Below are 11,481 nucleotides of genomic sequence, written 5' to 3'. Positions count from 1 at the left end.
CGCGGGTATCGGGATCCAGGCAATCCTCGCAATGCACTTTGCGGTGACGAAGCCGCACCTTCACCGCCTCCAAGGGCCATTTCCGGCGGTCGGCATACATTCTGAGCGTAATGGAGGTACACGCACCCAAGGCCGCCAATAGATAGCCATAAGGCGTTGGACCCGCATCCGTGCCACCGAGCTCGGTCGGCTCGTCGGCAACCAAGCGGTGATGTCGCGTCTGGATTTCCGTTCGGTAATGGCCGCGGCCGGTGCTGACCAAAACCTCACCCTCGTCCGCCGCCGGTTGCTCCGCCTCTTCAGTCGGCGCCAAATAGCGAGACGCCCACGCCGCGATCACCTCGCCGGCGTAGATGGCGTCGGCCCGGTCGGTCAACAAATGATCGGCCCGGTCCAGGGTGATGAAACTCTTCGGGTGCAAAGCGGCTGTAAAAATCCGGGTTGCGTGGTCAATCCCCACCACCTCATCGAACGGTGAGTGCAGGATCAGCAACGCGCGGCCCAGTTTGTGGATGACCTCACGCATCCGGCTCTCGCCAAGATCCTCCACCAGACGGGCACCCACCGTTACGCGTCGCCCCCCGATCTGGACCTCTGCCCTGCCCTCCCGCTCGATGGTTTCCCGTTCCCCGTCCAACAGATGCAACACATGATCGGGACAACTCGGCGCACCCAAGGTCACCACCGCCCGCGCCGAGGGGATCTGCTGTGCCGCCTGAAGCACCGCAGCACCGCCCAAGGAGTGACCGATCAACAGCTGGGGAGCCTGGTATTCCGCCTCCAGAAAGGCGGCTGCCGCCACCACGTCCGAAATATTGGAAGCGAATCCGGTATCGGCGAAATCACCCTCGCTCTCGCCCAGTCCGGTGAAATCGAACCGTAGCGTGGCAATACCCCGTTGCGCCAATACGCGCGTTAAATGGGTTGCCGATTTTAGATTCTTGCCGCAGGTGAAACAGTGGGCGAACAAAGCGAACGCTTTGACATCACCATCGGGCAGATCCAAACGGGCAGCCAGACGATGGCCTTCCGGGGTGGTAAATGTCCGTGACTCGGTTTGCATGGCGTCCCTCTTTACTGGCGTCATCCACATCAACGATCACGCAAGTTCAGTGTCATACTGGCAGACGCTGGCAACTCCCGCGAACAGCCATTAGGATGACCCACACTCCGCGCGGTGACCACCGCCACAGCGATTGCATATTCCCACCGGGAGGTCATATTGAACTTCGCTCCGCCCTTGCTTCTGGATCTGGACGGCAGCTTAGTCGACAGCGTTTACTACCACGTCCTGGCTTGGCAAGCCGCCTTTCACGAGGACGGCATTGATCTGCCCTTGTGGCGAATCCATCGAAAAATCGGCATGGGCTCGGCGCTGTTTGTTCAATCCGTGCTGCGGGAAAACGGCCTGACGCTGAGCCGTGAGCGGGAATCCCGGTTGATCGATCTTCATGGCGCCCATTTTCAACCCTACAAGGAGCGGGTCCAACCGCTGCCGGGCGCGAAGGCGTTGCTGGCCGCCTTGACCGCGATGCAACATCCGTTCGCCATTGCCACCAGCAGTCGCATCCAAGAAGCCGAGCGCTCCCTCAAATTGCTCGAGTTGCCCTCCGAGGTACCCATTATCTCCGGCGACGACGTCGCCCAGGCCAAACCGGCGCCGGAGCTGTTTATGACCGCGGCAGAACGCTTAGGTCACGCCCCCGGCACCACAGTCGTGGTGGGCGACAGCCCCTGGGACATGACCGCCGCCCGGCTTGCTGGCGCCCAAGCGGCGGGGCTCCTGACCGGCGGCTTTGCCGACAGCGAACTGACCCACAGCGGCGCCATCGCGGTATTCGCCGATCCCGGCGAGATGCGGCAACGGCTCAATGAACTTGGAATATACGAACGCGACGGTATGTAATGGCATTGGTCTGTGGACACAGAACTGATTCTTTAAGGTGCCGTCGCCGAAATACGCTCAAAAGGAAAATCCGCCATGCGTATCATTTGGCCATTTCTGCTTCTTACGCTTGTCATTCCGCAGGCCGCCCTTGGAATTCCGCTAAATTTTTTGCGCGATGCACCGGTCGCCCAGTTCACGGAGGAAGATTTCGCCTTGTTGCAGCAAACCCTGCAAGACGCGTTGAAAGAGGGCGAAGACGGCGAAGTGTATAGCTGGCAGAACCCCACGACGGGGGCCGAAGGGGATATCATCCCGCTCAGCACCTATGAAGAACAAGGCCACCGCTGCCGTCGCGTTCAGTTGATCAACCGGGCGCGCAAAGGGCATGGCATGTCGATCCAGGTTTTTTGCCGAGACGACACCGGCACCTGGAAGTGGGCCGCAACGACTCGCCCGTCGAAATCGCCTAAACCGAGTTCATCGGCACCGCCAAACGCCAACCAGGCGAGCGGGCATCAACCCGAACAGGCGACGCCGGTCCCTCCCAAACCACAATAACCCCCAGGGTTTTTTGCCAGGTACTGCTGGTGATAAGCCTCGGCATAGTAGAACGCCGTGGCCGGGCGGATTTCCGTGGTAATGGGACCGTAACCGGCAGCGGCTAATCGCTCGGCATACCGCTCGCGCGAGGCGACAGCCTCAGCCAACTCACTCTCAGTTGAACAGTAAATCGCCGAACGATACTGGGTACCCACATCGTTACCCTGCCGCAGGCCCTGGGTCGGGTCATGGGATTCCCAAAATACCGTCAAAAGCTTCGCGAACGTGATCTCATCCGGCCGGTAGACCACCAACACCACCTCGGTATGCCCTGTCAGTCCGCTACATACCTCTTCGTAGGTGGGATTGGGCGTGAAGCCCCCGGCATAGCCCACCGCGGTCGTATACACCCCCGGAAGCTGCCAGAATCCGCGCTCGGCGCCCCAGAAACAACCCATCGCGAACTGCACACCGCGCACACCGTCCGGAAACGGCGGCTGCAAAGGATTCCCATTGACGAAATGCGCCGAAGGCACTTTCATCGGTGACGATCGTCCCGGAAGCGCCTCTGCGGCGCTCGGCAGGCGGCGTTTATTTTCCCCGAACCAACCCACGGCGACCTCCCAACTCACGGTTTAACTGGCTGTGAGACAGTCCAATCTAGCAGAAGTGCCCTGTCACCTGAATGCAACGGAACCCTCACGACGTTGCCACGCGACGCGTCTAAGTTGACGGCCATGTTCAGCCCGCCGCAGGAGACGATCACCGTGCGCCACCTCAAGCTTTGGAAGATGGCCAGCGTGAGCCTCGCGCTTATGGCTTTCGATTTATCCGCCGCTCCCTCGGATACCGTTCGCTTCGCGACCTTCAACGCTGCCCTCAATCGCAACACCAGCGGCGAATTGATCGCGGATTTGACCACGGCGGACAACGCCCAGGCTCAGGCAGTGGCTGAAATCATCCAACGCACGGCGCCCGATGTCCTGCTGATCAACGAGTTCGATTTCGACCCGAACGGCTTGGCAGTCGAGCTGTTCCAACGAAATTATCTTGGCAGATCCCAGAACGGCGCCGCCGCCATCGATTATCCCTATGTCTTTGTCGCGCCCTCCAACACCGGCTTGGCATCGGGGTTTGATCTGGACAATGACGGCGACACGACGGGGCCGGGTGACAACTATGGCTTCGGGCTTTTTCCAGGGCAGTTCGGCATGGTGTTGCTGTCGAAATACCCCATTGAAAACACCCAGGCGAGAACGTTCCAGAACTTCCGGTGGAAAGATATGCCCGGCGCCTTGTTACCGGACGACCCCACCTCGGACGCCCCCTTGGATTGGTATTCGTCCGCAGAGCTGGAAGCGGTCCGTTTGTCCTCCAAGAGCCATTGGGATGTACCGATTCGGATTCACAACCGGATCGTCCATGTGTTGGCCAGTCACCCGACACCGCCGGTCTTCGACGGCACGGAAGATCGTAACGGCCTGAGAAATCACGATGAAATCCGCTTTTGGGCGGACTACATCTCGCCGCTGCGTTCGCGTTACGTCTACGATGACAGCGGCAAACGGGGCGGTCTTCGACCCGGCGCGTCGTTTGTCGTGATGGGTGACCTCAATGCCGATCCATTCGACGGCGACAGTACCGGCCGTCCGGCCTGGCTGTTATTGAACCATCCAAAGATCAACACCCGAAAAACACCGGCCAGCGAAGGCGGACCCGATGCCGCGGCCCGCCAAGGCGAGATTAATGCCCTTCAACTGGCCGATTCGGCATTCGACACGGCCGACTTCGCCGATGGCACCCCGGGCAACTTGCGGGTGGATTACGTGTTGCCTTCATATCAATTGAAGACTCATCGCGCGGGGGTATTTTGGCCGACGGAAAACAATCCGCTGTTTGATTTGGTGGGCGAGTATCCCTTCCCCAGCTCCGATCACCGGTTGGTTTGGGTAGACGTGCGGCCGAAACTGGGCTGGCACGAGCGTGCGACCGACTGAGCCATAGGCTCTCGCTTGACATCCCGGCCGGGACTGGCATGGTGATCGTCAGATTTCATGCGAGCCTTCGCCCGATGCCATCTATACCTATACGACGCCGCTCAGCCGGTGTGGTTGTCGTCCATATCGCAACCGACCAGCCGGCGCAGTATCTACTGCTTCGGTGTTTTCGCTACTGGGACTTTCCCAAAGGGGAGATCACTCCGGACGAAACCCCGCTGGCTGCCGCAGTACGGGAAGTCGAAGAGGAAACCGGCTTGTCGCGGCTGATTTTTCGTTGGGGGGACGTATTCCGGGAAACGCCCCCCTACAGTAAAAACAAAGTGGCGCGATATTATGTGGCCGAATCACCCGATAAAGCGGTCGTTTTAGCGGTGAATCCGGAACTGGGCCAACCGGAACATCATGAGTTTCGCTGGTTGCCCTACGAACGGGCGCGCGTTTTGCTCAATGCGCGTGTTCGGGACATTCTGGATTGGGCGCATGCGCTCGTGGCCGATCATCAGCGACTCCCATAGAACAGCCGTTCGAAAACAAAGCCATGCAACTTGAGCTTCTCTTCGGCCTTCAAATCCTCGAACTGAATCCCGGTTCGCCATAGCGCACTCTCGGGCCCGCCGGCCGCGTCGGGCGGATCAATCCCCTGAACATGAGCGTTAACCGACAACACATGGGTGGATTCGGCAACGGGCAGCTCCACCGACAAAGACAGGTCATCGCCAATCTGGCCCAACGATGCGCGCGTTCTTAACGACGCGCCGGTGGTGCTCAGATCCGCAATGCGAACCGGCAAGGTCATTTTCTGGCCGGCCTGGATATTGTGACGTACGGCCGCCACCAAGCTGACCTGAACCCGCGGCGCCTGACGTAACTTCACCGCCTCCAGGGCCTCGGGAATGCTCAAGTGCATGTAGGGATACGGCTGCTTGGCGTAGTACAAGACAATACAGTTGAAACCCCGCACATGGTGGGCAGACAGTACCCGCGCCACCAAGGGACAACCGTTGATCAGCCGAACCGCTTTCCCGTCCTTCACGGGTGCGGAGACGATGATACTGCGGTTAGGCACATAGCCGATGGCGCGAACGTAGTAACGGGAATCTTCCTCGTCGTCCCGGTTGGCGATCTGCAATTGCAGAACGTCACCGGGGTGAACACGCAGAAGATCCTCTTCCTGGGGTGCTCTCACTGCTGCGGCTGCCGTCACGATGCCCTCGCTATAAACCATGGATTGATTCGCCTCCCGCCGCGACGACACCGGAACGTATCGCATGTCGCAAAACGGGAGATCCCACGGTTATTTCGGCTTACCGAGACCACAACTTAAGGAATTACGGCGTTTTTTTTAATTCGGCAGTAAAATTGCATATAGCGGGATCACCTCGACGCTGTATCCACGACCCAGAGATCGTGTTCGTCGGCGGATTCAACCCGGACACGGATCAACTCGCCGGGATGCCGCGACAGCGCGGAGCGCACGTAAACCAAGCCATCGATCTCCGGCGCGTCGCCTTCGCTACGGGCAATATAGCCACCTTCCGCCGGCTCATCGATCAATACCTGAATTTCACGACCAACTTTGGCCTGCAAGCGCTCATGACTGATCTGGGCCTGCAATTCCATGAATCGCGTAAGACGCTCCTGTTTTTCAACTTCGGGCACGGGATTCGGCAATGCGTTGGCGGCTGCCCCGTCCACCGGCGAATAAGCGAAACAACCGACACGGTCTAACTGGGCCTGCTGGAGAAAATCCAACAATTCCTCAAAATCCGACTCGGTCTCGCCCGGAAAGCCGACGATAAACGTGCTGCGAATCGTCAAATCCGGGCATTCACGCCGCCATTGCTGAATCCGGTCCAGGGTTTTTTCCGAAGCCGCGGGTCGTTTCATGGCTTTCAGAATGCGTCCGCTGGCATGCTGAAAAGGGATATCCAAGTACGGCAGGATTCGCCCCTCGGCCATCAGCGGTATCACCTCGTCCACATGCGGATAGGGGTACACATAGTGAAGTCGCACCCACACGCCCAAATCACCCAAGGCTTCGCACAAAGAGCGCATTCGGGTTTTCAAAGGACGGCCGTTCCAGAATTCGGTGCGGTATTTCACGTCCACCCCGTAGGCACTGGTGTCTTGGGAGATGACCAACAACTCCCGAACGCCGGCATCCACCAGACGGCTGGCTTCCTCCAACACCTGGTGGATGGGCCGGCTGACCAAGTCACCGCGCATGGACGGGATAATGCAAAAGCTGCAACGGTGGTTGCAGCCTTCGGAGATTTTCAAGTAAGCGTAGTGACGCGGCGTCAGCTTCACGCCCTGGGGCGGCACCAAATCGACGAAGGGATCGTGCGGCGCCGGGACGGGCGTGTGGGCGCGAACGGCACCCATCACCTCCTCGTAAGCCTGAGGTCCGGTGATGGCGAGCACACCCGGGTGGCGCTGGCGAATCTCGTCGGCCTGGGCGCCCAGACAGCCGGTGACCACGACACGGCCGTTTTCCCGCAGCGCTTCCCCGATGGCATCCAGCGATTCGGCTTTCGCTTCATCGATAAAACCACAGGTGTTCACCACAACCACATCGGCATCTTGGTAGCTCGGCGAGATGGCATACCCTTCGCTTCTTAGCTGGGTCAGGATACGTTCGGAGTCCACCAACGCTTTGGGACAACCCAAACTCACGAAACCGACTTTGGCTTCAGACACAAACGCACTCCGTTTTGATATCGAAATCGAACATTGAACCGGACATCAACCGGCCGCGACGGCGTTGATGAATCGATTGGCCTCTTCGATGGCGGCCTCCATCTCGTCGATCAAGGTCCGCACCTGCCCCTCCAGGCTGTCCACTTCGCCTTCGAGCGAGGCAATGGCCCGCGCATTCAAATTGTGCTTGAGATACAAAACCTGATCCTGCAGCGTTTCCAACACCGGCGTCATACGGGCCGCGGCCGCGCGCATGGCGGCAATTAAGCGATCATACTCGCCCCGGGTCTGCCGCAACTGCTGCTCGCTGCGGGCGCGCAGCCGCCGGTCCTGGTAAGCATTCAACTCGGCGGACCACTCGGCAAATAAATCCTCCGCCACCCGCTCCACATCAGTGATACGGGCACGCACATCCTCCGCCCGCCCGAGGCTGCGTTCATACTCCTTATTCAAACGCCGGTAAACCCGCTCCAGATCCCCGCCTTCGAATCCGGTCAGCGCGGTGAACTCTTCCAACGCGTCGGCGAATTGCTCCTTGGCTTTTTCCTGTGCATCGCGGGCATCTTCCACCTCGCCGACCAACAAATCGCGCTTTTCGTACCCCAGCGATTCCATGGCTTCGTAATACACTGTGTTGCATCCGGCCAGTAGCACCGCAGCACCGACCACTGCCGCCAAGTGGACCCCTGGAAACATGAACTTCTCCCGCTTTTCGCTTCACGTAGAATGGCTTGGCGATCTTATCATGAGCCGGGGATCACCCGAATGCCGGCTCACCCGAGAACTCAAGGAATAGCCATGGTTCAGTGTTGGGTTCACCCGGAACGCATCAAGCTGCTTAACGGACGAACCGCGGTGGCGGGCGATTATGTTCTTTACTGGATGCAGCAATCACAACGGGCTGTTTTCAACCCCGCGTTGAACTTCGCCGTCGAGCGGGCCAATCACCTGGGCAAACCGGTGGTGGTGGCCTTCGGACTCATGGGCGACTATCCCGAAGCGCAAGCGCGGCATTATCGCTTCATGCTGGAAGGCCTGCGGGAGACAGCCGAATCGCTCCGCACGCGCGGGATTGGTTTCGTCTGCCGCATCGGCCCGCCGCCGGAGGTGGCGCGGGATCTTGGCCAACGAGCGGCATTGATCGTGTGTGATCGCGCCTACCTGGCCCCGCTGCGCCGATGGCGACAAGCGCTGGCCGAACAAGCGGCGTGCGCGGTCTACGAAGTCGACGCCGACTCGATCGTTCCGGTGGACCATGCCAGCACCAAGGCCGAGGTGGCCGCCCGCACCCTGCGTCCCAAGCTGAACCGACTCCTCACACCGTTTTTGGTTCGCGAAGCCGATGCAGAGCCCACCCATCGCCACACCGCCAGCGATCTGCCGGGAGAGTCACTGGAGAATATCGATGCCCTTCTGACGCGGCTGACTATGAGCGGACAGGTCGCATCGGTGCCTTCTTTTTTTTCCGGCGGCACCCGTCAGGCGCGGGCTCGCCTGGCCCGGTTCAGCCGCGGAACCTTGGCCGGCTACGCGGATCGGCGCAATCAGCCCCATCTCGATGCCATCTCTCAGCTCAGTGCTTACCTGCAATACGGTCAGATCTCGCCGGTGGAAATCGCGATCACGGTTCGGGAATCGAACACCGGGAAAGACGACGACCGGCAAAGCTTTCTGGAGGAGCTCGTCGTCCGCCGCGAACTGGCCCACAACTACGTGTGGTATACGCCCGATTACGGGAAGTATTCCGCGTTGCCCGCTTGGGCCCGGGCAACGCTGGACGATCACCGGGCCGATCAGCGCGAGTTCACCTACGACATCGCCGAACTGGAAACCGCCCGGACCCACGATGAGTATTGGAACGCGGCGATGCGCGAAGCCATCCTCACCGGTTACATGCATAATCACATGCGCATGTACTGGGGCAAGAAAATTCTCGAGTGGTCGGCCACGCCGGAAGATGCCTTTGCTGCCTGCCTGCAACTGAACAACCGCTATTTTCTGGATGGTTTGTCGGCCAACAGCTATGCCAACGTGGCCTGGATATTCGGCCAGCATGACCGGCCGTGGCCGGAGCGGGCGATTTTCGGCAAAGTGCGCTATATGAATGCCAATGGCTTGAAACGCAAATGCGATATGCCCGCATATCTGGCAAAGGTTCATCGCTTCGGGCGCTCGGCCGGACCCCATCACAAATCTCTGGCCAAGAAAATGAGAATACTCTAATATTAGAGTTATCTAATTTAATGCGGCCCATTTCGTCAATGTCGCTGGAGGAATCATGTCGTCGAGTCGACTCACTCAATTCTGGGTCTTGGCCTGGCTGCTAGTCACCCCGGGTCTAGGGGCCGCCCAATCCGCGACGGCAGTCGCTCAATACCAAGCGCTGCCCATCCTCCAAGCATTCGACGGCATGCTGGAGGCGGTGAAACAAAGCACCGTCTCGGCACAAACCGCCGGCCAGGTCACCGCCATCTATCCCGAAGTGGACGACTACGTTCCACAGGGTGCGCTGATTCTGGAAATCGATGACACCGAACAACGCGCCCGGCTGGAGCAAGCCAAAGCCCGTCTGGCCAGCGCACGAACCACGCTCACCGATACCCGCACGGATTATCAGCGGGCCCAGAATCTGTACAAAGACCGGGTGATACCCAAAGCGAATCTGGACAAGGCCCGTGCGGCCTTTGAATCGGCCCAGGCCGGTTTGTCAGCGGCCAAAGCCGGGGTGACGCAAGCCGAACGGCAGCTCTCTTACACCCGCGTGATCGCGCCTTATGGCGGCATCCTGATGGAGCGTCACGTCGAAGTCGGCGAAGCAGTACAACCCGGCCAACCCCTGTTAACGGGTTTGGCGCTCGACCTGATGCGAGTCACGGCCGAGATCCCGCAACGCTTGATCCAGCAGGCCCGGCAAGCAACCTATGCCATCGTTTCCCTACCCGACGGCAGCGAAAGACGCAGTGAAAAATTGACTTTCTATCCCTTTGCGGACCCGCATAGCCACACCTTCCGCATGCGCGTGGAACTGAACGGGATAGACGACCACACCCTCTATCCCGGCATGTTCGTCAAAGTGTATGTCCCCACGGCGGAACGACGCGCGCTGATGGTTCCCCGCGCCGCCTTGATCACTCGAAGCGAGCTGCGCGCCGTGTATGTCATTGATGCGCAGGGCCAGGCGCGGCTGCGTCAAGTGCGCCCGGGTACCGTCTACAGCGGCCAAGTGGAAATTCTCGCCGGGCTCGCGGCGGGTGAACGGGTCAGCCTGGAACCGCATGAGACGGTGACCAGAATCCATCAACAGCGGAGCGAGTGATGTCAGGGTCACCACTGGGCTTATCCGGCCGTATCGCACGCGCCTTCCAGGCTTCCGAAATCACCCCGCTGCTGGCCCTGGTGGGCATGTTGATGGGCCTATTCGCCATCGCCATCACACCCAAGGAAGAAGAGCCGCAAATTGACGTCACCATGGCCGATATCTTCGTGCCCTATCCGGGCGCATCGGCGGTGGAGGTGGAGAACCTAATTGCCACACCGCTGGAACAGGTGGTTTCGGAAATCGTCGGCGTCGAACACACCTACTCGGTGTCCCGCTCCGGCATGGGCATGGTCACCGTTCAGTTTGCCGTGGGCGAAAAGCGCAAAGACGTGCTGGTCCGCCTGTATAACCAGATCCAGTCCCATATGGATTGGCTACCCGGTGACCTCGGTGCCGGCCCGCCCTTGATTAAACCCAAAGGTATCGACGATGTCCCGGTCATGTCCCTGACCCTGTGGTCGGACGATCCCGAAACGGGCGCTTTAGAACTGCAGCAAATCGCCCATCAACTGGAAGTGGAGCTGAAACGCATTCCCGGTACCCGAGACATTTACACTGTGGGGGGACCGGATCGGGTGGTCCACGTCCAGGTGGACCCGGTGGCGCTGGCGGGCTTTGGTTTGGACTTCGCCAGTTTGCGGATGGCGCTGCAAGTGAGCAACTTGGCCGGCGTCGAGACCCGGGTGACCGAAAACAACACCACCATCGCCGTACAGGCGGGCGATTTTCTCTCCACCGTGGATGAAGTCGCCAGCCTCGTCGTGGGTGTTCACGGCGACGGTCCGGTTTACTTGCGCGACGTCGCGCAAGTCCGGCGCGGCGCCGATATCCCGGAACGCTCGGCGTTCATGGGCTTCGGCCCTGGCTACCACGGCGAAGCGCCGCCCGGACAACGCCGGGCGGCCGTCACCTTAGCCATCGCCAAACAACCCGGACAAAACGCGGTGGATATTACCCGCGCGGTCGAGGCCCAGCTCGCGGCCCTCGAAAACATCGCCATCCCTGCCGGCGTGCATCTCAGCATCACCCGCAAC

12 protein-coding genes are annotated in these 11,481 nt (G+C 59.9%); 7 read left to right on the top strand and 5 right to left on the bottom strand.

What is annotated here, in order from left to right; translation table 11 throughout:
* A partial coding sequence (locus SVU69_13330) for an alpha/beta fold hydrolase (protein MDY6943980.1) occupies positions 1-1,063 on the bottom strand: 1,063 nt, incomplete at its 3' end.
* 159 nt (positions 1,064-1,222) lie between these two features.
* Between SVU69_13330 and SVU69_13325 the strand changes: the two genes are divergently transcribed.
* Both SVU69_13325 and SVU69_13320 read left to right on the top strand, forming a co-directional pair.
* Positions 1,223-1,906: an HAD family phosphatase gene (locus tag SVU69_13325; protein MDY6943979.1), complete on the top strand. Its 684-nt coding sequence runs from the start codon at positions 1,223-1,225 to the stop codon at positions 1,904-1,906.
* 75 nt (positions 1,907-1,981) lie between these two features.
* Positions 1,982-2,446, top strand: coding sequence for an RT0821/Lpp0805 family surface protein (locus tag SVU69_13320; GenBank protein MDY6943978.1), 465 nt, complete (start codon positions 1,982-1,984; stop codon positions 2,444-2,446).
* On the opposite strand, the gene msrA is transcribed toward SVU69_13320, so the two are convergent.
* On the bottom strand, positions 2,404-3,042 hold the full coding sequence (msrA, locus tag SVU69_13315; protein MDY6943977.1) for a peptide-methionine (S)-S-oxide reductase MsrA: 639 nt from the start codon (positions 3,040-3,042) through the stop codon (positions 2,404-2,406). The two genes, SVU69_13320 and msrA, sit on opposite strands and share 43 nt — an antisense overlap.
* Positions 3,043-3,243: 201 nt before the next feature.
* On the opposite strand from msrA, the gene SVU69_13310 reads away from it, so the two are divergent.
* Entirely contained in the window at positions 3,244-4,425 is a 1,182-nt protein-coding gene (locus SVU69_13310) for an endonuclease/exonuclease/phosphatase family protein (GenBank protein MDY6943976.1), read from the top strand.
* A 74-nt stretch (positions 4,426-4,499) separates the two neighbouring features.
* Positions 4,500-4,943, top strand: a complete 444-nt coding sequence (locus SVU69_13305; GenBank protein ID MDY6943975.1) for an NUDIX domain-containing protein — start codon at positions 4,500-4,502, stop codon at positions 4,941-4,943.
* On the opposite strand, the gene SVU69_13300 is transcribed toward SVU69_13305, so the two are convergent.
* The 3 genes from SVU69_13300 to SVU69_13290 form a co-directional block, all read right to left on the bottom strand.
* A complete protein-coding gene (locus tag SVU69_13300) occupies positions 4,928-5,653 on the bottom strand; it encodes a flagellar brake protein (protein MDY6943974.1) in 726 nt (241 codons plus the stop codon). The genes SVU69_13305 and SVU69_13300 overlap by 16 nt on opposite strands.
* Before the next feature lie 149 nt (positions 5,654-5,802).
* Positions 5,803-7,128, bottom strand: coding sequence for a 30S ribosomal protein S12 methylthiotransferase RimO (gene rimO / locus SVU69_13295; protein MDY6943973.1), 1,326 nt, complete (start codon positions 7,126-7,128; stop codon positions 5,803-5,805).
* A 45-nt stretch (positions 7,129-7,173) separates the two neighbouring features.
* On the bottom strand, positions 7,174-7,824 hold the full coding sequence (locus tag SVU69_13290) for a DUF2959 domain-containing protein (protein MDY6943972.1): 651 nt from the start codon (positions 7,822-7,824) through the stop codon (positions 7,174-7,176).
* Positions 7,825-7,926: 102 nt separating this feature from the next.
* Between SVU69_13290 and SVU69_13285 the strand changes: the two genes are divergently transcribed.
* The 3 genes from SVU69_13285 to SVU69_13275 form a co-directional block, all read left to right on the top strand.
* Positions 7,927-9,351 (top strand): deoxyribodipyrimidine photo-lyase, encoded by a 1,425-nt coding sequence (locus SVU69_13285; GenBank protein MDY6943971.1) that lies wholly within the window; start codon positions 7,927-7,929, stop codon positions 9,349-9,351.
* Positions 9,352-9,406: 55 nt separating this feature from the next.
* A complete protein-coding gene (locus tag SVU69_13280; protein MDY6943970.1) occupies positions 9,407-10,444 on the top strand; it encodes an efflux RND transporter periplasmic adaptor subunit in 1,038 nt (345 codons plus the stop codon).
* On the top strand, positions 10,444-11,481 hold a 1,038-nt coding region (locus SVU69_13275), incomplete at its 3' end, for an efflux RND transporter permease subunit (GenBank protein ID MDY6943969.1). The genes SVU69_13280 and SVU69_13275, both read left to right, overlap by 1 nt.

It is taken from the genome of Pseudomonadota bacterium (assembly GCA_034189865.1).
Classification (GTDB): Bacteria; Pseudomonadota; Gammaproteobacteria; order UBA5335; family UBA5335; genus JAXHTV01.
The sequence above is the reverse complement of the archived record's forward strand: the minus strand, read 5'-3'. Positions and strand labels throughout refer to the sequence as shown.

What these genes read in the sequence shown, in the direction of transcription:
- SVU69_13320 (MDY6943978.1), top strand. Translation starts at nt 1,982, where the DNA reads ATGCGTATCATTTGGCCATTTCTGCTTCTTACGCTTGTCATTCCGCAG.
- SVU69_13310 (MDY6943976.1), top strand. Translation starts at nt 3,244, where the DNA reads ATGGCTTTCGATTTATCCGCCGCTCCCTCGGATACCGTTCGCTTCGCG.
- SVU69_13305 (MDY6943975.1), top strand. Translation starts at nt 4,500, where the DNA reads ATGCCATCTATACCTATACGACGCCGCTCAGCCGGTGTGGTTGTCGTC.
- SVU69_13300 (MDY6943974.1), bottom strand. Translation starts at nt 5,653, where the DNA reads ATGGTTTATAGCGAGGGCATCGTGACGGCAGCCGCAGCAGTGAGAGCA.
- SVU69_13290 (MDY6943972.1), bottom strand. Translation starts at nt 7,824, where the DNA reads ATGTTTCCAGGGGTCCACTTGGCGGCAGTGGTCGGTGCTGCGGTGCTA.
- SVU69_13285 (MDY6943971.1), top strand. Translation starts at nt 7,927, where the DNA reads ATGGTTCAGTGTTGGGTTCACCCGGAACGCATCAAGCTGCTTAACGGA.
- SVU69_13280 (MDY6943970.1), top strand. Translation starts at nt 9,407, where the DNA reads ATGTCGTCGAGTCGACTCACTCAATTCTGGGTCTTGGCCTGGCTGCTA.